Origin of the sequence: Clostridium sp. DL-VIII, assembly GCF_000230835.1 — a bacterium.
Lineage (GTDB): Bacteria > Bacillota > Clostridia > Clostridiales > Clostridiaceae > Clostridium.
The window spans coordinates 5,026,280-5,049,557 of the sequence record NZ_CM001240.1 but is presented as its reverse complement, the minus strand read 5'-3'; the positions used below and the strand labels follow the sequence as shown (position 1 = coordinate 5,049,557).

Annotated in this window: 20 protein-coding genes; 16 read left to right on the top strand and 4 right to left on the bottom strand. The window is 29.3% G+C overall.

The features are described from left to right. Positions 1–35: 35 nt before the first annotated feature. The 3 genes from uxaC (at position 36) to CDLVIII_RS23275 (ending at position 3,571) form a co-directional block, all read left to right on the top strand. Complete coding sequence (uxaC, locus tag CDLVIII_RS23285; protein ID WP_009171929.1) at positions 36–1,442, top strand: glucuronate isomerase; 1,407 nt, start codon at positions 36–38, stop codon at positions 1,440–1,442. Positions 1,443–1,480: 38 nt separating this feature from the next. After that, positions 1,481–2,986, top strand: a complete 1,506-nt coding sequence (locus CDLVIII_RS23280) for an MFS transporter (protein WP_009171928.1) — start codon at positions 1,481–1,483, stop codon at positions 2,984–2,986. A 162-nt stretch (positions 2,987–3,148) separates the two neighbouring features. After that, positions 3,149–3,571, top strand: coding sequence for an HIT family protein (locus CDLVIII_RS23275; RefSeq protein ID WP_009171927.1), 423 nt, complete (start codon positions 3,149–3,151; stop codon positions 3,569–3,571). 159 nt (positions 3,572–3,730) lie between these two features. Here the strand turns inward: CDLVIII_RS23275 and treR are convergent, their stop codons facing one another. Further along, positions 3,731–4,441 carry a trehalose operon repressor gene (gene treR / locus CDLVIII_RS23270; protein ID WP_242836033.1) on the bottom strand — a complete coding sequence of 237 codons (711 nt, stop codon included), beginning with the start codon at positions 4,439–4,441 and terminating at the stop codon, positions 3,731–3,733. Between the two features lie 627 nt (positions 4,442–5,068). Between treR and treP the strand changes: the two genes are divergently transcribed. From treP to CDLVIII_RS23215, 11 genes are all read left to right on the top strand, one after another. Next, entirely contained in the window at positions 5,069–6,484 is a 1,416-nt protein-coding gene (gene treP, locus CDLVIII_RS23265) for a PTS system trehalose-specific EIIBC component (RefSeq protein WP_009171925.1), read from the top strand. Positions 6,485–6,507: 23 nt separating this feature from the next. After that, on the top strand, positions 6,508–8,160 hold the full coding sequence (gene treC / locus CDLVIII_RS23260) for an alpha,alpha-phosphotrehalase (RefSeq protein ID WP_009171924.1): 1,653 nt from the start codon (positions 6,508–6,510) through the stop codon (positions 8,158–8,160). A gap of 263 nt (positions 8,161–8,423) precedes the next feature. Further along, on the top strand, positions 8,424–9,803 hold the full coding sequence (locus CDLVIII_RS23255; protein WP_083825381.1) for an MATE family efflux transporter: 1,380 nt from the start codon (positions 8,424–8,426) through the stop codon (positions 9,801–9,803). 78 nt (positions 9,804–9,881) lie between these two features. Next, positions 9,882–10,847, top strand: a complete 966-nt coding sequence (locus CDLVIII_RS23250) for an aromatic acid exporter family protein (RefSeq protein WP_009171922.1) — start codon at positions 9,882–9,884, stop codon at positions 10,845–10,847. A 56-nt stretch (positions 10,848–10,903) separates the two neighbouring features. Further along, on the top strand, positions 10,904–11,770 hold the full coding sequence (locus CDLVIII_RS23245) for a radical SAM protein (RefSeq protein ID WP_009171921.1): 867 nt from the start codon (positions 10,904–10,906) through the stop codon (positions 11,768–11,770). 185 nt (positions 11,771–11,955) lie between these two features. After that, complete coding sequence (locus CDLVIII_RS23240; RefSeq protein WP_009171920.1) at positions 11,956–13,416, top strand: glycosyltransferase family 39 protein; 1,461 nt, start codon at positions 11,956–11,958, stop codon at positions 13,414–13,416. A 96-nt stretch (positions 13,417–13,512) separates the two neighbouring features. Continuing rightward, positions 13,513–14,037: a sigma-70 family RNA polymerase sigma factor gene (locus CDLVIII_RS23235; protein ID WP_186005523.1), complete on the top strand. Its 525-nt coding sequence runs from the start codon at positions 13,513–13,515 to the stop codon at positions 14,035–14,037. Then, positions 14,030–15,049 (top strand): anti sigma factor C-terminal domain-containing protein, encoded by a 1,020-nt coding sequence (locus tag CDLVIII_RS23230; RefSeq protein ID WP_009171918.1) that lies wholly within the window; start codon positions 14,030–14,032, stop codon positions 15,047–15,049. The genes CDLVIII_RS23235 and CDLVIII_RS23230 overlap by 8 nt, the downstream gene beginning before the upstream one ends. 265 nt (positions 15,050–15,314) lie before the next feature. Continuing rightward, positions 15,315–16,667, top strand: a complete 1,353-nt coding sequence (locus CDLVIII_RS23225) for an amino acid permease (protein ID WP_009171917.1) — start codon at positions 15,315–15,317, stop codon at positions 16,665–16,667. Positions 16,668–17,219: 552 nt separating this feature from the next. Beyond that, positions 17,220–18,290: a ribosome small subunit-dependent GTPase A gene (gene rsgA, locus CDLVIII_RS23220; RefSeq protein WP_009171916.1), complete on the top strand. Its 1,071-nt coding sequence runs from the start codon at positions 17,220–17,222 to the stop codon at positions 18,288–18,290. Position 18,291: 1 nt separating this feature from the next. Continuing rightward, on the top strand, positions 18,292–19,212 hold the full coding sequence (locus tag CDLVIII_RS23215) for a GNAT family N-acetyltransferase (RefSeq protein WP_009171915.1): 921 nt from the start codon (positions 18,292–18,294) through the stop codon (positions 19,210–19,212). A 173-nt stretch (positions 19,213–19,385) separates the two neighbouring features. On the opposite strand, the gene CDLVIII_RS23210 is transcribed toward CDLVIII_RS23215, so the two are convergent. The 3 genes from CDLVIII_RS23210 to CDLVIII_RS23200 are packed head-to-tail and all read right to left on the bottom strand — an operon-like array spanning position 19,386 to position 22,330. Further along, entirely contained in the window at positions 19,386–20,360 is a 975-nt protein-coding gene (locus tag CDLVIII_RS23210; RefSeq protein ID WP_009171914.1) for an acyl-CoA dehydratase activase, read from the bottom strand. Then, entirely contained in the window at positions 20,341–21,438 is a 1,098-nt protein-coding gene (locus CDLVIII_RS23205) for a 2-hydroxyglutaryl-CoA dehydratase (RefSeq protein WP_009171913.1), read from the bottom strand. The genes CDLVIII_RS23210 and CDLVIII_RS23205 overlap by 20 nt, the downstream gene beginning before the upstream one ends. Next, positions 21,410–22,330 (bottom strand): acyl-CoA dehydratase activase-related protein, encoded by a 921-nt coding sequence (locus CDLVIII_RS23200; protein ID WP_009171912.1) that lies wholly within the window; start codon positions 22,328–22,330, stop codon positions 21,410–21,412. Before CDLVIII_RS23200 ends, CDLVIII_RS23205 begins: the two co-directional genes overlap by 29 nt. Positions 22,331–22,519: 189 nt before the next feature. On the opposite strand from CDLVIII_RS23200, the gene CDLVIII_RS32340 reads away from it, so the two are divergent. Both CDLVIII_RS32340 and CDLVIII_RS23195 read left to right on the top strand, forming a co-directional pair. Beyond that, a complete protein-coding gene (locus CDLVIII_RS32340) occupies positions 22,520–22,678 on the top strand; it encodes a hypothetical protein (RefSeq protein WP_009171911.1) in 159 nt (52 codons plus the stop codon). Beyond that, the gene (locus CDLVIII_RS23195; RefSeq protein ID WP_009171910.1) at positions 22,660–22,935 is read left to right on the top strand and encodes a cell wall binding repeat-containing protein; all 276 of its coding nucleotides are present in this window, start codon (positions 22,660–22,662) and stop codon (positions 22,933–22,935) included. The genes CDLVIII_RS32340 and CDLVIII_RS23195 overlap by 19 nt, the downstream gene beginning before the upstream one ends. Positions 22,936–23,278 lie beyond the last annotated feature (343 nt).

The following is a 23,278-nucleotide window of genomic DNA, read 5'->3' as shown; positions in this document are numbered from 1 at the left end:
ATATTTTGATGTTGAGCCAAGTAGGATGATGAATTTTGAAGAATTTCATGGATGAAAATTTTTTATTATCTAATGATACTGCGATAGAATTATACCACAACTATGCTAAGGAACTTCCTATTATTGATTATCATTGCCACATTGATCCTAAAGAAATATATGAAAACAAAAAATTTAAAAATATAACTGAAGCATGGTTATATGGAGATCATTATAAATGGAGAGCAATGAGAAGTAATGGTGCTGATGAAAAATACATCACAGGGGACGGAAGCGATTATGATAAGTTTTTAGCTTGGTCTGAAACTATACCTATGGCAATAGGAAACCCACTTTATCATTGGACTCATTTAGAACTTCAAAGATTTTTTGGAATAGATGAACCTCTTGATGAAGAAACTGCTCCAATGATTTGGAAGAAAGCTAATGAATTACTTAGCGGAGAAGGTTTTAATGTAAGAGATTTAATTTTAAAATCAAATGTTGAAACTATATGTACAACAGATGATCCGACTGATACATTAGAATATCATATAAAGCTTAAAGAAGATACTAGTTTCAATGTAAATGTTTTACCCACTTTTAGACCTGATAAGGGTGTAGAAATAAAGGCGGGTGACTTTCTTACATGGGTAAAGTCTTTAGGAGATATATCAGAAATAAACATAAATGATTATGATAAGTTCCTACAAGCTTTAGACTCAAGAATAAGATTTTTCAATTCAGTTGGATGTAAAGTTGCAGACCATGGTATAGACGGTGTAGTAGTTTATGCGGAAGCAACAAAGGAAGAAGCAGCAGCAATATTTACTAAAGCATTGGAAGGTAAAACTATAACTTCAGATGAAGAAAAGAAATATAAGACTTACACATTAAGACATGTATTTAAACTTTATCATGAACTAGGATGGGTATTACAGCTTCATATTGCAGCACTTAGAAGCAATAATGAAAGAATGTTAGAAAAAATAGGCGTTAATACTGGTTTTGACTCAATTAATGATGAAAGTATAGCTTATCCACTTTCAAGACTTTTAGATTCAGTAGATAAAGAAAATGCTCTTCCAAAGACTATTTTATATACATTAAATCCAAAGGATAACTATGTTCTTGGAACAATGATAGGTAATTTCCAAGGTGAAGGAATTCCAGGAAAAATGCAATTTGGTGCAGCTTGGTGGTTTAATGATAATAAAGACGGAATGATTGAACAAATGAAAGCATTAGCAAATCTTGGACTACTAGGACGTTTTGTCGGAATGTTAACTGATTCTAGAAGCTTCCTGTCATATACAAGACATGAGTATTTTAGAAGAATTGCTTGTAATTTGATTGGAGAATGGGTTGAAAATGGTGAAGTTCCTAAGAATGTGAAATTGCTTAAGAAAATTGTTCAAGGTATATGTTACAACAATGCAAAAGAATATTTTGGATTTAACTAAAATAAGAGTACTTAAGTAAAGAAAGTGAGGAAAAACATATGTCAAATAATAATAGAAAAATTACGATAGCTAGAGGCGTTGGGTATGGATTAGTTGATTTAATGGGTGGTGGTGCATTTACCATTATCGGAGCATTTTTACTATTTTTCTACACAACATTTGCAGGATTAACACCAATTCAAGGTGCATCTATAATTGCGATTGCCAGAGTTGTGGATGCAGTTGCCAGTCTTTTTATCGGTAGTATATCTGATAACTTTTATAAGACTAAGCTTGGAAAGCTTTTTGGAAGACGTCGTTTCTTCTTATTAATTGGAGCACCTTTAATGGCAGACTATGTACTATTATGGGTGACAGGAAGAAGTTATGTATTCTACTTAGTTACATATTTACTATTTGAAATAATTGCAGCTATGGTATTAATTCCATGGGAAACATTGCCTGCTGAGATGACAAAAGGCTTTGATGATAGAACTAAATTATCTGCATCAAGAATGTTCATATCAGCAACTGGTACATTTTTAGCTACTTTTGTTCCAGGAAGATTAATAGCTTTCTTTGGTGAAAAAAGTTCACAAGCATATTTTTTAAATGGTTTAATTTTCGCTATCATTTATGCAATTTGTATATTAATAGCTCACAGAGTAACTTGGGAAAGAGATCTTACACCTGAAATGGAAGCAGAATTAGCAAAAGGTTCTCAAAGTAAGAGTTTCGGTGAACAAATAACAGGAATAATAAAAGTAGCGATAGCTTATATATCTACTTTAAAGCTTAAAGCTTTCAGAAAACACTTAGCAATTTATATATGTTCATTTACTGCTAAAGATTTATTTAATTCTGTATTTGTATATTTCTGTGTATTTAACTTAGGAGTTTCATCTACTACTGCTGCTAATGTACTTTCACTTAGTATCATTGGTATACCTGTAACAATATTAGGCGGAATCATGATGATTAAGGTTGGTCCAAGTAACTTATATAAATTCTCTTATACAGTTATGATTATATGTCTATTAGGATTTTATGGACTTTATGTAGGTCATTTAGGATCAAATATTGTATTATTATTTGTAATTGGTACTATTTATCAAGTTGGAAGAAGCTTATTAGAATTTACTCCATGGAATGTATTCCCTTTCATCCCTGATGTTGATGAAATGGTTACAAGACAAAGAAGAGAAGGACTTTTCGCAGCAGTTATGACTTTTACTAGAAAGAGTAGTGTTGCTTTAGCTACATTTGTTCTAGGAGTTGTATTAGAAGAAAGCGGATTTGTAAAAGGTCAAACAACTCAATCACCACATGTAGTATCAACTATAGCAAATCTTTTAGCAATTGGATGCATAGGTTTACTTATATTAGCATTATATTTCGCAATAACATTCAAACTTAATAAAAGAACACATGGTATATTAGTTGATGAAGTTGAGAGATTAAAAAATGGCGGATCAAAGGCTGATGTTGATGCAGAAACAAAAGAAATTGTTGAAAATCTTACTGGTTATAAATATGAAAATGTATGGAAAGAAACTACAGTATAAATTGGATATTTAAATTAATTTAAAGTTTAAATAAGTTAAAATTAAAAAATGATATCCTATCTCTAAAGATATTTTAACTTGGTTTTATGGCTGTCTTAAGATAGAAGATGAATTGCTATTTTAAGGCAGCTAATTTTAATATAAACGTTAGGAGATTTTAATATGAATAATAAAATTAATTGTCTTTATTGTGATAAAGATGAAAAACTTGATAATCTAATGATTAAAATTTGTGAACTTGATGTATCCACCCTCTATTTGTTTAAAGAGCAAAGCCATGAAGGAAGATGTGTTGTTGCTTATAACAAACATGTGAATGAATTGTTTGAATTAGAAGATAAAGAACTTGAATTGTTTATGAAAGATGTTACAAAGGCAGCAGCTGCAATAAAAAAAGCATTCTCACCTAAAAAAGTAAATTATGGGGCATATTCAGATACCCTTCCTCATCTTCATTTTCATGTAGTTCCTAAATATGAAAATGGTTATTCGTGGGGTGGTGTATTTGAAATGAATCCTCAAAAGACATATTTAAGTGATAAGGAATATAGCGAAAGAATTAAGGTTATAAAAGAAAATCTATAATTCATACTGATTAAAAATTAAGTATTCACATAAACATTCATTGGTTTAAATCAATGAATTGATAAATAATAAAAATATTTTAATCAGGAAAGATAGTCATGAAAATCATTGTAGTAACATTTTGAATTAAGCTTACTAAGAAAGAATCTTAGTAAGCTTTTATTCAGTTTTTCGGGTAGATGAAGATTCAACAAATACAAATTTATCTGGCCTATGACGAGATTCTGTATATTCAAAGAGTTTACCAGAATCAGTATAAGCATATGTTTTTACGATAACAACACAATCATAAGTGCCTAAATCTAGATAACGCTTATCTAATTCAGTTGCGTGTTCAACTACTATAATCTTTTTTGAAGCAAGGATCTTAGTATGTAATTCTTTTTCTATATATTCATATATTGATTTTTGTGCTATTTCTATAGTTAGGTCTTTAACTACATCTGAGCTGAAATAGTTGATATCGAGGATTATAGGTTCATTATCAAGAAATCGGATTCTATGAAGATGATATACTTCTGTATGTGGCTTTAATGCAGTTTTTTTTGATAAGTGATCATTTATTGTTATCTTTGAAAAGTTAACTACACTTGTAGTGAATTTCTTTTTTAGCTTTAGTTCCTGAAGACCTAATAGGTTTCCAATAGGAAGTTCAATAGATTCTCTGCCATCTAGAATAATAACACCTTTTCCTTTTACACTTTCAACATATCCATCTTTACTTAATTCACTGATAGCTCTTCTAACAGTATTTCGGCTGCATTTAAAAGTATTTACTAATTCCATTTCCGTAGGAAGCATCATAGAAGCATCATATTTACCATCATCTATATTATCTTTTAATGTATGATATATATCTTTAAATTTCACATTAGGCAAAAAAAACACTCCTTTAAAATATGTTTAATCAAATTTATACACTTCAATTATACTTCACTTTTAAATATAAGTTAACTAAATGTTAAAGAAACTAAATAAGAAAAGTAAATCTTATATAATTAATTATAGCTGCATATAAAATACTTATACGAAATGTGGAATTTGTATAATTTATTTAAACAAATATAATGGTTATAATATATTTGTTTAAACATATATATTATAAAACGTATTTTAAACAATGGCTATATATCAAGTGAATTTATATATTTTAAAATTTGTTTAAACAAATTTTAAGAAATGTATTGACGATATGTTCAAAAAAGAATATTATGATAATGTAAACATTTAAAATAAGATTTAATTAATGGATCCAAATTCAAAAATATTAAATGTTTTACTGAACTTATATAATGTGCAGATCTGAAAATGAAATTCTTCAATGAAGAAAACGATATTATACGAGTCTGGTAAACGTATACCAGCTAAAAAGATACATAAAGGAGAAAGATAATCATATTACGTCAAAGTGTAGAGTTAAGAAATGTGTATCTAAATATTAATCAGTAATCTGTGAAATAATTCATTAAAAATAAAATTCATTTGGAGGTATTATTTATGGGGAAATTTGAAAATGATTCTAAGGAATTGCTAAAATATGTTGGCGGAAAAGAAAATATATCAGCTGTTACACACTGTGTTACTAGAATGAGATTTGTTCTAAACGATCCAAGTAAAGCTGATAAAGATGCAATTGAAAAGTTGAAGAGTGTTAAAGGCACATTTACTCAGGCAGGGCAATTTCAAGTTGTTATTGGAAATGAAGTATCAATCTTTTACAATGATTTTATAAAAATTTCAGGTATAGATGGTGTAAGTAAAGATGAAGTGAAAAATGCAGCTAAAAATAATATGACTTTTATACAGAAGCTTATGGCTAATATAGCAGAAATATTTTCACCTCTTATTCCAGCCATAATAGTTGGTGGTTTGATCTTAGGTTTTAGAAATGTAATTGGAGATATGAAATTATTAGAAGGTGGAACAAAGTCTTTAGTTGAAGTATCTCAGTTTTGGGCTGGAACAAATAGTTTCTTATGGTTAATAGGAGAAGCTATATTCCACTTCTTACCTGTAGGGATAACTTGGTCAATAACAAAGAAAATGGGGACAACCCAGATTCTTGGTATAGTGTTAGGTATTACATTAGTATCACCACAACTTTTAAATGCCTATTCAGTAGCAAGTACACCAGTAGATAAAATTCCTTTTTGGGATTTTGGATTTGCACAAGTAAAAATGATAGGATATCAGGCACAGGTTATACCAGCAATACTTGCAGGCTTTACATTAGTATTTCTTGAAAGAGGGGCTAGAAAGATAAGTCCAGAATCAATATCTATGATAGTTGTACCATTTTTGGCTTTAGTACCAGCAGTCTTAATAGCTCATATTGTTATAGGACCTATAGGATGGGCAATTGGTGCAGCTATTTCACAAGTAGTATATGGTGGACTTACATCGTCATTTGGAGCTGTTTTTGCTGCGGTTTTCGGATTCTTATATGCACCATTAGTTATTACAGGACTTCATCATATGACCAATGCAATAGACCTTCAATTAATGGCACAATTTAATGGAACATCACTATGGCCAATGATAGCTTTATCTAATATTGCACAAGGTTCAGCAGTACTTGCAATGATATATTTACAAAGAAAAAATGAAGAAGCTCAGGAAATTAATGTTCCAGCTTGCATTTCAGCTTATCTTGGAGTAACAGAGCCTGCAATGTTTGGTGTTAACTTAAAGTATAGCTTCCCATTTCTATGTGGAATGATAGGTTCAGCTGCGGCAGCAGTTATTTCTGTCGGTAGTGGAGTAATGGCAAACTCTATTGGTGTTGGAGGTCTCCCTGGAATTTTATCAATTAAACCACAATTTATGTTAATCTTCGCAGTATGCATGCTTACAGCTATTGTTATACCATTCATACTAACTGTAGTTATAGGAAAAAGAAGAGGAATTAATTAAACGGAGGAAAGGATAAAGGCATCATGAAGGATTTTAAGAAAAGTACTGTCTATCAAATATATCCTAAATCATTTTATGATACAGACGGTGATGGATTTGGAGATTTAAACGGAGTAATAGAAAAACTAGACTATTTAAAAAATTTAGGTATAGATTATATATGGCTTACTCCTTTTTATCCTTCACCTCAAGTAGATAATGGTTATGATATTGCAGACTATTATAATATAGATGAGAGCTTTGGAACATTAGAAGATTTTGAAAAATTAATTAAGGAAGCAGAAGCAAGAAATATATATATAATGCTGGATATGGTTCTTAATCATACATCAACTGAACATAAATGGTTTAAGAAAGCATTGATTGGAGAAGAGAAATATAAGAGTTTTTATATTTTCAAAGAACCAGTAAATAATAATGCGCCAACAAATTGGAAATCTAAGTTTGGAGGCAGCGCTTGGCAGTATGTAGAAGAATTTGATGAGTACTATCTGCATCTTTTTGACAAGACACAAGCCGATTTAAATTGGGACAATGAAGAGGTACGAAAAGAGATTTATAACATAGTGAATTATTGGATAGAAAAAGGTGTAAAAGGTTTAAGATTTGATGTTATAAATTTAATATCAAAACCAGAGAAATTAGAAGATGATTTAGAGGGTGATGGAAGAAAATTTTATACAGATGGCCCAAAGATACATGAATATCTTAAAGAGCTTAATGAAAAAACTTTTGGGAAACATTCTGATATTATAACAGTTGGAGAAATGTCATCAACTTCCCTTGAAAATTGCATAAGATATTCAGAACCAAAAGAAGAAGAATTATCAATGGTATTTAATTTTCATCATTTAAAAGTTGACTACAAAAATCAAAATAAATGGGAATTGCAAGAATGTGATTTTAAAAGCTTGAAGAATATACTTAATGAATGGCAGTTAGGAATGCAGAAGGGCAATGGATGGAATGCTGTCTTTTGGTGCAATCATGATCAACCACGTATAGTTTCTAGGTTTGGAAATGATGGCAAATATCATAGGGAATCGGCTAAAATGCTGGCAACAATGATCCACTTATTAAAAGGTACACCATATGTGTATCAAGGTGAAGAGATCGGAATGACAAATGCGTATTTTACTGATATCAATCAATATGTAGATGTAGAGAGTTTAAATTATTTTAAAATATTAAAAGAGCAGGGAATAGATGAAGGCGAAATATACAAAGTTTTGCAGGAACGTTCAAGAGATAATTCCAGAACGCCAATGCAGTGGGATGCTACTAAAAATGCTGGATTCAGTGAAGGAAAACCATGGATTAGTGTAAATTCTAATTATAAAGAAATAAATGTCTTGAATAGTTTAAATGATGAAAACTCGATTTTTTATCACTATAAAAAGTTGATTTCCTTGAGAAAGCAGTATGATGTTATAGCTTATGGAAGTTATATACCTATACTAGAGGATAATGATTTTGTGTTTTCATATAAAAGAGAATATAAAAATGAATCTTTGATTGTGATTAATAACTTTTTTGAAAAGGAAGTTGAAATAAAGTTAGATATTGAAGAGTTAGAAAAGTATAAATCCATAATTACAAATTATGATGAAAGAGATTTACAATCAGTGTTCGTCCTAAAACCATACGAATCAATAGCATTTTTAAAAACAGTTTAAGAATTTTAATTAATGAAAACATAGGGAAAGTATACTACCCTATGTTTTTTTATATATCTTAGTCTTTTATTTTGATATTGAAAATAAAAGAGAGTTTATATTCTTCCAAAAGCAATGAAAGGGGTATATAATTAACATAGAATAGAGAACACGTGTGCATGAAGTAGATAGTAATAATAATTTATAGTGTATGTTAAGTTATTGCAAAAACATACGGTATAATTAAAAATAACATAGAAGTATTATTATCTGCTATTTTTTATATACGTAAGAAGAGGATTGGGGAGTGGAAAATATTGATTACAGACATGACAAAAGGGAATATATCAAAACATTTAATTAAATTTGCAGTTCCTTTGGTATTAGCAAATTTATTTCAATTAACTTATAATGCAGCAGATTCAATTATTGTAGGAAGATTTGTAGGCACAGAAGCTTTAGCAGCTGTTGGTACAGCAAATCCTATAATGAACATCATAATATTCTTTATTATAGGAATTTGTATGGGAGCTTCAGTACTTATGAGTGAATATTTTGGAGCTAATGATATAAAAAAATTCAAGAGAGAAGTTTCAACTACTATGATAGCCGGACTTATATTTACTTCAATTGTAATTATATTAGGCATAATATTTATTGAACCAATATTAAAGTTAATACAAGCTCCACAAGAAATAATACCAGATGCTGCAGCTTATTTAAGGATTATATTTTTGGGACTGATTTTTACATTTTTATATAATGCATTTGCTTCAATTTTACGTAGCATAGGTGATTCAAAATCGCCATTAATTTTTTTAGCTATTTCAGCAGTATTAAATGTGGTAATGGATATTATATTCGTAGTTTATTTTAATATGGGGGTTATCGGTTCAGGAATTGCAACTGCAACAGCTGAAATGTTCTCCAGCCTTTTTTGTATTATTTATATTTATAAAAAGGTGCCATTATTGCATTTCTCAAAAAATGAAATTATATTAGATAAAAATTTATTAAAAATCACTATAAATTATAGCTGGGTCACAGCAATGCAGCAAACTTGCTTGTATGTGGGAAAAGTTCTTGTTCAAGCTGCCGTTAATCCTCTAGGTGTGGATGCAATTGCAACCTTCAATGCAGTTAACAGAGTAGATGATTTTGCGTTTACACCACAACAAAGTATTAGCAGTGCTATGACTACATTTTTAGCCCAAAATAGAGGTGGTGAAAAACATCATCGGATAAAGGAAGGGCTTTGGACAGGATTAAAACTTGAAATGTTATTTTGGTGCATACTCGTCTTGTCAGTATACTTTGGAGCAAATAACTTGATGAACTTATTTGTCCCAAATGAAGGATCAAAAGTTATAGAGTTAGGAGCGACATATCTTCATTTAATGGCATTTTTTTATATACTTCCAGCATGGACAAATGGAATACAAGGATACTTTAGAGGAATGGGAGATTTAAAGGTTACTTTAAGATCTACTTTTGTTCAAATGGTTGGAAGAGTATTATTTGCTTATTTACTTGCTCCGAGGTTTGGTATAGTTGGTATTGCTTTAAGCTGTCTAGGAGGATGGATTATAATGCTTTCTTATGAAGTTCCAATACTTATAAAGCATAGAAAAGAACATGCTAAGTTTATAAAAAATTTAACATAAAAGAATAGATGAAATGCTTTAGGCATATGATAATAGACCAAAGATGTGCCTTAAGATATAGGATTGGAGAAGATTCGTATGATTAAATATTTACAGTCGAAGGTTTTCAAAATGGCTTTGTCAGCTACAGTAGCAATAATGATATCAAATTATATTGGTTTACAGTTTGGTGTAACCTCGGGTATAATTGCAATCCTTACTATTCAGGATACTAAGAAGGAAGCATTGCTAATCGGAGGCAGAAGAGTAATCACAGCTGCAATAGCTATACTTTTATCTTTTGTATTATACATCTTGCTTGGTAATAATCCTATTGTATTTGGACTGTTTTTGATAATTTTTATATCAACTACTCAGCTTCTAAAAATGAGCGAAGGCATGGTTCCTGGAGCAGTACTTTCAACTCATCTTTTAACAAGTACAAATATAAATGCTTCATGGATAATAAATGAAGCACAATTAACTATAATAGGAATTGGTGTTGCAATGTTATTTAATTTATATGCAGCTTCTTTAGAAGATGAGTTTGAAAAGAATAAGTTAAGAATAGAAGATTGTTATAGAGCTATATTATCAGACATGGCAGTAAGCTTGGTAACTCAAGCTGTACCAGTTTATGAACGAGAAATATTATTGGAAGTCGAGAAACTTATTAAAAAGTCTAAAGATATAGCGCGGACAATAAATAATAATCATTTATTTAAGAAAAACGATTATTATCTAAATTATATAGAGATGAGAATAATACAATTGGATACAATGAAAAGAATGAAAAAGCATTTCTCAAGATTTTATATGACTTATGGTCAAACTAAAATATTATCGGACTTCACCAATAATGTTGCAATGAATCTTCATGAGAATAATGATTGTATTGAACTTATTAATAAATTAAATTTACTTAGAAAAGATTATGCAGATATGGAACTGCCTAAAAATAGAAACGAATTTGAAAACAGAGCCTTATTGTTTCAGTTTTTAAATGATTTAGAAGACTTCTTAATTGTAAAGAAAAAATTTAAAGAGTCTATACACTATAGATAACTAAGTGCAATGTAGAATTAGGAAAGTAAAATCAAACGAAAGGAGCTAGATAATTTATGTATGATTATCCATTATACAGACCGCCAAGTGAGGCTAATAGTTTAATAATACAAGTTACTTTAGGGTGTTCTCACAATAAATGCAGTTTTTGCAGTATGTATAAGTCTAAGAAATTTATGATAAAATCTTTAGATGATATTAAAAATGATATAAATTATTTTAGACAAGTATATAAATATGTAGAGAGAATATTTTTAGCAGATGGAGATGCTTTAATTATTCCTACGGAGAAGTTAAAGGAAATATTCTCATATATAAAGGAAGTATTTCCTGAGTGCAAAAGAATTACTCTTTATGGATCACCTAAATCAATTTTACTTAAAACCACTCAGGAATTAAAGGAGCTTAAAGCTTTAGGTTTATCTATGATATATATGGGCGTTGAAAGTGGAGATGATGTAGTTTTAAAAGATATAAACAAAGGTGTAGATAGTGGAACTTTAATAAAGGCTGGAAAGATGGTTAAAGATGCAGATATTTTACTTTCAGTAACTGTTATTTCTGGTATAGGTGGAAAAAAATCAAGTAGAAATCATGCAATCAAAACTGGGAAAATAATAACTGAAATGTCGCCAGATTATCTAGGTGTATTGACTCTTATGATTGAAAAGGACACGGTTTTATATAATAAAATTTTAAATAAAGAATTTGAAGTTTTAAGTGATAGAGAAATTTTAAATGAAATCAGGCTTTTAATAGAACAAATTAATGTTAATGAACTAATGGTATTTAGATGTAATCATGCATCAAATTATATTTCATTAAAAGGGAATTTACCGCAGGATAAGGAAATGTTATTAAAGCAAATTGATTATTATATGAAAAATAACAGGTTAAAAGGTGAGGAAGAAAGAAGATTATAAATATATATAACTATTTTAAATAATGTTTTTTATAAGAATATAAGTAAACAGTTTCTAACTTAGAATTAGAAGCTGTTTTTTACTAGAAATTATTAGTATAAGCATTTTTGAAATGTATATATTCTTAAGCTGAGGTTAATATAGTAAGGACTCCGTAAATAAACAGATATAAAGGGGAGCATGTTATGAATATATTTAATACAAAATTGTTTGATAGCCTTATAAAGATTATTGAAAAATTGTATTATATTATTTTTATAGTTATATTAATGGTCGCTTTGTTTAATGTATTTTTCAATTTGGGAATCGTGCCTATAGAAAGTTTTGATGAAGCAAGGCATGGTGTTAGTGCCTATGAAATGATGAAAAGAAATAATTATGTAGTAAATACTTATGCTTATAATAATGACTATTGGAACTTAAAACCTCCAATAAGCTTTTGGATAATAGTTTTAGGGTATAAAATAGCAGGATTTAATCCGCTAGGGCTTAGATTGTTTTCAGGATTAGCAGCAATGTTAACCATATTAATTATAGGAATTTTTAGTTTATGTAAGTATGGAAGGCTGGCATCATTAATTTCTACAATTGTTATGGCTACAACAATACCATTTATTACAGAACATTGCGCACGTACTGGGGATGCAGATTCTATATATGTATTATTCTTTACAATGGCAATAGTATCATTGGCATTAGTAGAAAATAATAGCAAATGGATATATGCTTTTGGAATCTCTTTTGCTTTAGCATTTTTAAGTAAGAGCTGGCATGCAGGTAATATAATTGTAATAGGAATAATTTATTTATTATTGAGTAAGTTTTTATTTAAGCTAAAAGTAAAACAAATATTTTTATTGGTTTTAAGTATCTGTGCACCTATATTTATATGGATAATATTAAGATACATCAATGATGGTATAACCTTTTTCAAAACTATGGTAGAATTTGATTTATTAAAAAGAACATCAGAGGTTCTAGAAGGTCATATTGGCGGATACTGCTTTTATTTAGAAGGATTGCAATGGTCGTATTTTTATTGGAATCTTCTTTTTGTTGCAACATCTATGGCATACATAGTTCTTATATATAGGTATATAGGAAATAAGGAAACGGTTAATAATGGCTTGATTATAGGTACATGGATAGTTGTACCATTTCTATTGTATACTATGGCAAAAACGAAAATATCATGGTATATGCTTCCGGTATATCCTGCTATAGCCTTAAGTATAGGTGCTACAACAAGTTTTTTGTTAAAGGAAAAAAATAGAAATTTAATTACTCAAATTATATTAATTGTGATGATTGCAATATCTATATATAAAAGCGAAGAAGTTATAGTAAGTAGAATTTCGAGTCCTGAGCCAGAGCTTAATCAAGAATTGATTAAGAATATTGGAAGTACGCAGCAATATAAAGGAAAAAGAATATATATAAATCATTATGATCAAAGCTACTGGTTAAGTGCTGAATTATATGATGATTTAACTCCAATAGAAGGAGGCGCAGAAGGTTTTTTAGTAGATAATGCAAATGATTCACTTTTATTTATTACAAAAGAAGATGTTAATATACTTGGAGATAAAAAGAATGATTTAAAGGTTCTTCTTGAAAATGAATCAGCCTATATATTTACAAAATAAGCTTAAGCAGACGTTTTTTATGTGTGTTTAAGTTTATTTTTTTGGAAAATTTTAATTATCGTGTTCACTTTTGAAGGAGTAAAAAGTTATATATGTGTGGTACCATTAAAAAGTGGACATAAGGGGGGAGTAAAAATTAAGGATGATATATGCAGTTTAATAAAAGAGGATTTAGCTATAATTTACAAATATTTAATTTCAATAGGTTCATCAAAGGAAGATGCAGAAGATATTGTGCAGGAAACGTTCATTAAAACTTATGAAAATATTGATATATTAATTGATGGAAATATAAAAGCATGGATGTTTAAGGTTTCTATTAACAAATTTTATACATTATATAAAAGAAGTAAAATTAATGTGAGTTTAACAAATGAACTATATGCTACTATTGAAAGTGATTTTAAAATAGGACATATAGATAATTCTATGGAGGTTAATAGAATTTTAGCATCAATGAAAGAAAGTGAAAAAAACTTACTAGTTTTAAAATATAGTTTGGGAATGTCTTATAGGAGCATAGGCAATCTCCTTAATATTGAAGAAGGATCAGCAAAGACTTTATGTTATAGAGCGAGAAATAGGTTTAAAGAAATATGGGAAGGTGAAAAATATGAATAAAGATATTGAAGATATATTTTCAAATAACATGGAGAATCAAATCAAGAAAGAAATAAAAAAGAAAAGAAAACAGTTAAATTTAAAGTTAATAACAATTTCAATAATTTCAACATTAATTATAATTATTTTAGGAATATTGACTCTAAATTTTGCAAGTCATAAATATATAGAAAATGCGTATACCAAGGAGGAAAAGAAACTTGAATTGGAAAATGTAATAATGAATCCAAATGAATATATAGGAAAAGAAACATGTGAAGTAACAGGATATTTTAAATATATGAGTACTTATGAGTATGGAAAGAAAATTGGAGGCAAAGTTATTTATGCTGGTTCTACTAATTATTTAGGAGGTCTTTTAAAAGATAAAATGTCAAAAGAAAGGTTGGCGATAAGCAATATCCCATTAAATGATAATATAAGTGAAAGATCCAGCGATGTTTATGGACTAAGAAAACTGCAATTTTTATATCCATATGTTAATTATGAACAAAACATATATGATTATCAAACAGAAAATAATAAAATTCCTGATAATACATCATCTTCTGATAAAGAAAATATAATAAATGATTTTCAATACTTAAATGAAATTGATAATGATAAAATAGTTGAAATAGCATTGTCCTTCAATAAAGAATATAGTTATGAAGAAGTAAACAAAATGCTAGATAGCAATTTAATAACATTTTATTGGGTTGATAATAATTCTGAAGATGAAAAAGAACATGCAGTTGAATTAAAAAATACAGCATTTAATGTTATAGGAATAAAGTCCACTGATGGGGCTGGTGAATTTAGAGTGGATGTTGATAGCAGGATGGAAAATTTCAAAACTGCACTTAAGCAGTTAAAAGAAATAGGAGATACCCAATATATTGAAAATATAGATGAAAAGAATATTAAGATAGGTGGAGCTGTAGTTATAGGAAGTCCAAAGGAACTTAAAGGGATTCAAAATAATCCAATTATAAAACATGCCATACTTGGAACTGTAGTGGATAAATATTAATTTAAGTACAATGTGCCATTAAAAAGTAGTCTCTAATTTAATAATTAGAGGCTGTTTTTATATCGGAATTAAATATATTCAGTGATGAAAAGAATCTTTGAGTATAAAAAAGAAGAGTAATAAGAATATAAATTTGCATTGAGTAAATAAATAAGTATGGAATTTGTTATATAACATATATTGACTAAATAATGCAAAAAATATAAACTAAGTAAAGCGTTAAATTTAATATGTTATATAAAAAATTAAAAAGGAATGATAATTAATGAATGAGTCAAAAAATAATAAAGAAGAGATTACTAAAGCTAATGGACTCAAAAAGGAAATCGGTTTATTTGAAGCTATAACAATAGTTATAGGAGTAGTTATAGGTTCAGGAATATTCTTTAAAGCATCATCAGTTTTTAAAAATGCAGGCACACCGATGCTTGGAATAATGGCTTGGGTAGTTGGTGGATTAATAACAATAGCATCGGCTCTAACAGTAGCTGAAATAGCTGTAGCGATTCCAAAGACAGGTGGAGTATTTGCTTATATTAAAGAATTATATGGTGAAAAATGGGCGTTTTTATTTGGATGGATGCAAACTCTAATTTATGTACCAGGGGTAGCAGCGGCATTATCGATAGTTTTTGTTACTCAGGCAACATACTTTATACCAAATTTAACTCCAATAGCACAAAAAATATTGGCAATATGTATATTATTTTTTGTAATGATTTTAAATGTTTTATCGACAAAATTAGGAAGCAAAGTACAAGTTATTGCTACAATTGGTAAGCTTGTACCGATATTTTTTATTGTTATATTTGGGTTGATAAATGGGACAGCACATGATTTTACATTACCAGTTTCTTCTACAAATACAGTAGGAGCAGCAGGGTTTGGAGCAGCAATACTTGGAACTTTATGGGCTTATGATGGTTGGATAAATGTAGGAAATATGTCTGGTGAGCTTGAAAGCCCTAAGAAAGATCTACCAAAGTCCATAATTATCGGGCTAATAACAACAATTATAGTCTATATATTAATTAATACAGCTATTATAAATATTATGCCAGTGTCTAAAGTAATTGCTTCTTCTAAGCCAGCTTCAGACGCAGCTGTAATTATTTTTGGAGATATGGGAGCGGCTTTAATTGCAGCAGGGATAATGGTTTCCATTTTTGGTGCATTAAATGGATATTTAATGACAGGTGTTAGAGTTCCTTTTGCAATGGCTCAAGATAATCTTTTTCCGTTCTCCAGATTCTTTGGGAAAGTGAATGATAAATTTCAAACTCCTATCAACACATTTATTTTTGAAGTAGTATTAGCTAGTTTGTATGTATTAAGTGGATCTTTCGATACACTTACTAACCTTGTTGTATTTGTAATGTGGATATTTTTCGTAATGTGTGTATGCGGTATCTTTATATTACGAAGTAAGCATAAAGAGCTGGAAAGATCATATAAAGTTCCATTATATCCAGTTGTACCTTTGATAGGAATTGTTGGAGGTTTATATATATTAATAAGTACATTTATAACAGATTACTTAAATGCAATATATGGAATAGGGATAACCTTAATAGGACTTCCTATATATTTTTATATAAGTAGAAAGAATAAGAAGTAAGATTAAAGCAAGTGTGGAAAAAATATAAGTTTCTATATATTGACAAGTGCTTATTTGTTATAGTATGCTTTATATAGTTATAAAAAGATTTATTATAAAAAAGATGATAATGAATCTTATGAAAGGAGAAATGTTATATGAGAGCAAATGTAAAGGTGATGTTAAAATAAAACTAAATATGGGCGAAAACGTAATTTTGTAATTTTTTAAAGGGGAATTATACCCTTTGTTTGTGTTGCATTTCCGCAGAATATTCTAACCTTTCATAAAAGATTGACTATTATGATTAACATTTAAAATAAGTAATATATACTTATTTTATTAATTATTTATCATATTTCTAGGTGAATAGCAAAGCAGAGCGTATATCTGTTTATTAATATTCCCGCAGGTAGTAGCCATTTTAAGGTTAATGTCTGCGGGATTTTTTTACCCATTTTTAGGAAGGTAAGAAATAAAACTTATTAATTATTGAAAGGAGTGATGTGATAATGAAAGCTTTAAAACTAAAATTAAAATTTAAAAGTTACTTAATTAGCATGGAGGAATTAGATGAATAATAATATAGAAAAGTACGGATATGATGATTTTTTTCAAAAGCAGGTAAAAAAATTTAAGTTATCGGCAGTAGATATTATACCTGCGAGAGTAATTGAGGTACAAAGAGAACAATATAAGTTGATTTCAGAGTATGGAGAAAGTAATGGAAAGTTAAAAGGATCATTATTTTATAATGAAAAATTATATAAGGAATATCCTACAGTTGGAGATTTTGTTTTAATTAAGCATAATTCATTAGGAAATGACATTATATATCATGTATTTGAGAGAAAAAGTAAATTTTCAAGAATGGATTCTTTTAATGAAATTGAACAAGTTGTGGCAGCTAATTTTGATTATGTCTTCATAATGATTTCACTTAATAATGACTTTAACATTAAGAGAATGGAGAGATACTTAGCAGCTGCATGGCAAAGTGGCGGTACTCCAATAATTATCATGACAAAGTTAGATTTATGCAGTGATTGCAGTCTACAAAGACAAAAAATTGAAAAGATAGCACCGTTTGTTCCTATAATTGCAGTAAGCTCTTTAACAGGAGAAGGATTGGAAGAGTTATGGGAATATACAGCCCCATATAAAACTGGTGTGTTTCTAGGATCATCAGGTATCGGAAAGTCATCATTAGTTAATGCACTTTTAGGGGAAGAAATTATGAAGGTAAACAGTATTCGTGAAGCTGATAGCAAAGGAAGACATACTACAACTCACAGGCAGCTCATAATACTTAAAAATAATTCTATGATCATTGATACTCCTGGAATGAGAGAACTTGCAATGTGGGATGTCAGTGAAGGTCTAGATGCAGCATTTGATGATATTGAAGAATTAGCTAAAAAATGTAAATTTAAAGATTGTGCTCACGGTAAAGAGCCAGGTTGTGCAGTAAAGACTGCATTAGAAAATAGCGAGCTTTCTAAGGAAAGATGGGAGAATTATATGAAGATAAAAAAAGAGGCGGAATTTGCACAAAGAAAAGAAAGCAAAATACTTCAAGCCAAAGAGAAAGCAAAGTTCAAGAATATATCTAAAACTCAAAAAGAATTAAAGGGGAGATTTTAAAATGCAAGAAACAAAATTAAATGAATTCATTTGCCTAAAAGAATATATAAATAAGGAAGAATATGATGAGATAAACAGATTAGAAAAGCTTTGTAATCAGGAAAATGGGGTTAATTTGAAATTAGAATTGGATTATAAGCTAAGCCTATATGATGAGAACAATAAAAGTGATATTGGATTAAAAAGTATAAATGAATTTCTATATTATATAGATGGAAATTTAGCAGCCTATATTGGAATTTCAAGTTTTGGTGGTAGAGGCATAGGTGAAATAAATGGTATGACTCATCCTAAATGGAGAAAGAAAGGGATCTTTGAAAAACTTTTTAAACTTGTAATAGACGAATGCAGCAAAAGAAATTTTAAGAAGATATTATTATTAACAGATGGTAAGTCTGATTTAGGAAGTGAATTTATAAAAAATCATGGAGGAAACTATGACTTCTCAGAATATAGGATGAAGTTAACTGATAAAGTTTCTTTAGGAAATGTTAACTCTGTTAATTTAAGAAAAGCTGAGAATAGAGACAAAAATGAAATCAGAAGACAGGATTCAATATTTTTTAGTGATGAAGAAGAAATTGAAGATTCTTTAAATGATAACGAAGCAAATAGTTCAATAGATCAAGAAGTTTCAATTAATAATGTATATATGGCAGAGGTTAATGGTGAAGTTATTGGAAAAATTAAAATTGAATATGAAGAGAATTCAGCTTTTATATGTGGATTTGGAATTCTGCCATGGTTTATAGGAAAAGGATATGGAAAAGAAACATTAAAGGAAGCCTTAAAATTAATAAATAATAAGGAAATAGTAGATATTGAATTGGATGTAGAATCAAAAAATGATAGAGCTCTTAATATATATAAATATTTCGGATTTAGAGAAGTTTCTGTAATGGATTATTATAAATACAGATAATTATAATATGAGAGTTATATAATAGTGTAAAATCAAATGCATTTTTCTTTAGGAATGCATTTGATTTTATTTAAGCTATATAAGTTGCGTTAAAGAATTCATATTGTATATTTTGTGTTTGTATTCATGCAAACAATAGTGCTGTACTTTCATTATCACAACTTATGTAATATCTATGCACCTTTATCAATATTATGGCTAATGGAATTAGTCCATTTGCCACATCTGTCTCCAAAACATCCAATTATAGTCTCGTCATCTTTTATTCTTACAACTTCACATCTATTAGAACAGCCATCGCATTCAAAGCTGTTAGAAATAAAATTGGAATCTGCTATATCAAAGCCTTTAAAATTTGTTGAACCAGTTTTAAGAACAGTTTCTTTTGCAATTATTGCTGCACCTATAGCACCCATAACATTATAATGTTCAGGAATATAGACTTCACAGCCTAAAGCTTTTTCAAAGGAGGCTTTCATTCCTTTATTTGCAGCTACACCGCCTTGAAAGAATATCTTAGGAAATATGTCTTTTCCTTTAGCAATATCATTGAGATAATTTCTAACAAGAGCTTCACATAAGCCATTTATTATGTCAGCTTCATCATAGCCAAGCTGTTGCTTATGTATCATATCAGATTCAGCAAAAACCGCGCATCTTCCAGCTATTCTTAAAGATGTTGTTGATTTTAATGCATAATTTCCGAATTCTTCTATTGGAATACCAAGTCTTTCCGCCTGCCTATCAAGAAAAGAGCCAGTTCCCGCGGCGCACACATTGTTCATAGCAAAATCTATAGGTATTCCTTCCCTTAAAATTATAATTTTTGAATCCTGCCCCCCTATCTCTATAATAGTTCTTACATCTTCATCAATGCTAAGAGCTGCACACGCATGAGCTGTTATCTCATTTTTTACTGCATCTGCACCTATTATAAATGAGGAAATCTGCCTTCCGCTGCCTGTAGTTCCAACAGCTTTTATTTGTTCATCCGAATATTTTTCTTTTAAAATTTTGAAGCCTTCTTGAATGGCATTTATAGGTTTGCCTTTTGTTCTTAAATATAGTTTATCTATAACTTCAAGATTATTATTTAAAAGAACAATATCTGTACTCACTGATCCAACATCAACACCTAGATAATACATTTTGTTTTCTCCTTTCTAATAAGTCTAAAAATGCTTCTATTCTTGTAATATATCCGCCTTCCCCTGTCATTTCATCAACGACTAGGGTTAAGATAGGAAAATCTTTATCTTTAGATATAGCAGGAAGCAGAGCTTTACATACAATTTCAGGCATGCACCCCATGGGGAATATTTGAATAGCACCATCGAAACCTTCTTTAGTTGCCATTACTGCTTCGCCAATGCATTCTCTGCCATGTCCTCCAATATATAAAGGTAAGTATTCCCTAGAGGCTCTTCTTATATCTAAAGAATTAAGGTTAAAAACTGACATTAAACAATCTTTTGCCCACCAGCTTGGGGTTAATCTCCTCTTAGTTGAAACCCCATAATCCATAAGTTTATCTTCAATATAAAGATTGGAAAATGGTTCTATGATAGTGTATATTTCACCTATTATTGCTATCTTAAGAGGTTTCTTGTCTTTGCATATTTCAATAGAATCAAATTTTTTATTATAATAATCTAATATTTTTATCATTTCTTCAGGAGTGTTACTATTAACTGCGTCAATCTTACATTTATTCAATAAATGCTTACATTCATGCTTGTTTTTTTCGTAACCAGCTAGATAATGTGCTTTAGCTTCTATCTTATCAGTTAGATTTAGAACCTTATATCCCATACGCAAAGCATTAAGTTTTTGAATTGTTGTTTTAGTACTATTTGAAGAAACAAAGGATATCCTTTTTAAAAACTCATCTATTCCTATTGCTGATGGTTTATCTAGAACTATAAAATTTAAATTATGCCCTAATTTTTTTAATATGCTGATTTGTAATTCACAATATTCACCGTATCTGCATGGACCGCAGCTTCCAGTAATTATTATTGTATCTACCCCTTTTTCGATGCCTTGAATATAATTACCCATCATGAGTTTAAATGGCAGACACATATCTTCTGGTGAGTACTTAGAACCTATTTCTAAGGCTCTTTTACTATTAAATTCTGGAATTATATAATCCACACCTAGTTTATCAAAGACAGCTTTGGCCACAAGATATGTATTACCTAAATGAGGAGCCATAATTTTCATACAGTTGCCTCCTTTCTAACATGTCAACAAAGGCTTCTATTCGTGTATCAAAGCCTGATTCACCTGTATGTTCATCAACTTTTAGAATTAAAAAAGGAAAATTTTTTGTCTTTTCTTTTATAAGGTCTATAACTACAGAATCTATACCGCATGCAAAAGATGATATATATATTATTCCATCGACTTTTTTATTTTCTGCGAGATATATTGATGCACCATAGGCGTTTCGTGCAAAAGTCCAAAAAGGTCGTTTAAATAAGTATTTTACTTTATCATTTATAAAAGTTTCATCTATAAATTCTTCTGTTATAACTCCTATGCCTAATTTTTTGAGTTTTTTAACTAAATTCATATTTATGAAATTATCATAAATATTATAAGGGTGTCCAATCAATGCAATATTTATTTCACAATCCTGTGTTTTAATTCCAAGATTAAGTTTATTTTGTTCACTTAGTGCTTTTAAATAAGCCTTTTTAATTTTATTTTTATTAGTAGTAATCATTCTTCCTGTGTCTTTAACCCACTTATACAAATTTTCTTTTGAAGTAGCATAAATAGGAGCCATAGTAGTTTTGGGCATATTTGGTATACTGCTTATAATCATTTCTGGCAGACCACAAAATTTAGGACAAATAAATTCATGTTCGCATATCTGCATAATTCTAGGTATAACTATTAAATCGCACTTATCTTTAATAGAGGCAACATGTCCGTGAAATACTTTAATAGGTAAACATGCATCATTTACACAATATTTAACACCTTCATCGAGTATTTGTTTATTTGTATCTGGTGAAGTAATAATTTCAGCTCCAAGCTCATGAAAAAACTCTTCAAAGAATTTATAATACTTATAATTCAATAATCCTTTGGGAATTCCAACCTTCATATACATTTACCTCCTGTAAAAATAAATCTTATTCATATATAGTTCTCAGAAATTTTAGAAATATACATAAGAGTTAAATAAAATTATTATATTGAGGAAAAAGTATTGATATTCCAAACAAGGCCGTTAAAATAGGGGAAGACATATGCGGACCGACATCAAGTGCAAAAATTAATATAGGATCTTCTGATGGTGAAAATCAAAATTTTAAAGGACAAGGCTGGTATAAAGATGAAGACAAGTGGTATTGGTTATGGAGTGATGGATCATATAGATATGGATGGTACAATGAAGGCGATAACTGGTATTATTTTTATGGAAATGGTCAAATGGCTACAGAATTTATAGATCTTGGAGGATATTCGTATTATTTTGAACCAAGCTCAACTGATGGTAAGGCGGTCATGCTAACTGGGTGGAAATATGTAGATGGAAAGTGGTTCTACTTTAATCCAAATTCAGATGGCTATAAGGGGCTTATGAAAAGGGCATGCTGGGCTTATATAGATGGATATTGGTATTATTTCTATTATGATGGGACAATGGCTTATAACACATATATTGATGGATATTACGTTAATTCTAACGGTGCATGGGTACAATAAGTCTTTGTAAGTTATTGAATTGTATAGATGATAATTTACAAAGAATTTCAACAATAATTGGTAACCAATTAACCATAAAGGGGATTAATTGTACAGTGTAAATTGTTAATTCCAACATGTATATATAAATATTGTGCATAATTTGATTTTATAGTATACTTTCATTTGGTAGTTACTACAAACTTTAATATTAGGGGCGCTATTACTAGTGTCCCTTTACATTTTTTTGATAAAAATATGGATATTTAAATTCTATATTTGACTTGCAATGCGAATACATTTAGACATTTAACGAATTTTATATTATTTTTGTTAGTAAACGTATGAATATAAGTTGTAAGTT

What these genes read in the sequence shown, in the direction of transcription:
- CDLVIII_RS23280 (WP_009171928.1), top strand. Translation starts at nt 1,481, where the DNA reads ATGTCAAATAATAATAGAAAAATTACGATAGCTAGAGGCGTTGGGTAT.
- CDLVIII_RS23275 (WP_009171927.1), top strand. Translation starts at nt 3,149, where the DNA reads ATGAATAATAAAATTAATTGTCTTTATTGTGATAAAGATGAAAAACTT.
- treP (WP_009171925.1), top strand. Translation starts at nt 5,069, where the DNA reads ATGGGGAAATTTGAAAATGATTCTAAGGAATTGCTAAAATATGTTGGC.
- treC (WP_009171924.1), top strand. Translation starts at nt 6,508, where the DNA reads ATGAAGGATTTTAAGAAAAGTACTGTCTATCAAATATATCCTAAATCA.
- CDLVIII_RS23250 (WP_009171922.1), top strand. Translation starts at nt 9,882, where the DNA reads ATGATTAAATATTTACAGTCGAAGGTTTTCAAAATGGCTTTGTCAGCT.
- CDLVIII_RS23245 (WP_009171921.1), top strand. Translation starts at nt 10,904, where the DNA reads ATGTATGATTATCCATTATACAGACCGCCAAGTGAGGCTAATAGTTTA.
- CDLVIII_RS23240 (WP_009171920.1), top strand. Translation starts at nt 11,956, where the DNA reads ATGAATATATTTAATACAAAATTGTTTGATAGCCTTATAAAGATTATT.
- CDLVIII_RS23230 (WP_009171918.1), top strand. Translation starts at nt 14,030, where the DNA reads ATGAATAAAGATATTGAAGATATATTTTCAAATAACATGGAGAATCAA.
- CDLVIII_RS23225 (WP_009171917.1), top strand. Translation starts at nt 15,315, where the DNA reads ATGAATGAGTCAAAAAATAATAAAGAAGAGATTACTAAAGCTAATGGA.
- rsgA (WP_009171916.1), top strand. Translation starts at nt 17,220, where the DNA reads ATGAATAATAATATAGAAAAGTACGGATATGATGATTTTTTTCAAAAG.
- CDLVIII_RS23215 (WP_009171915.1), top strand. Translation starts at nt 18,292, where the DNA reads ATGCAAGAAACAAAATTAAATGAATTCATTTGCCTAAAAGAATATATA.
- CDLVIII_RS23210 (WP_009171914.1), bottom strand. Translation starts at nt 20,360, where the DNA reads ATGTATTATCTAGGTGTTGATGTTGGATCAGTGAGTACAGATATTGTT.
- CDLVIII_RS23205 (WP_009171913.1), bottom strand. Translation starts at nt 21,438, where the DNA reads ATGAAAATTATGGCTCCTCATTTAGGTAATACATATCTTGTGGCCAAA.
- CDLVIII_RS23200 (WP_009171912.1), bottom strand. Translation starts at nt 22,330, where the DNA reads ATGAAGGTTGGAATTCCCAAAGGATTATTGAATTATAAGTATTATAAA.
- CDLVIII_RS32340 (WP_009171911.1), top strand. Translation starts at nt 22,520, where the DNA reads ATGGTGAAAATCAAAATTTTAAAGGACAAGGCTGGTATAAAGATGAAG.
- CDLVIII_RS23195 (WP_009171910.1), top strand. Translation starts at nt 22,660, where the DNA reads ATGGCTACAGAATTTATAGATCTTGGAGGATATTCGTATTATTTTGAA.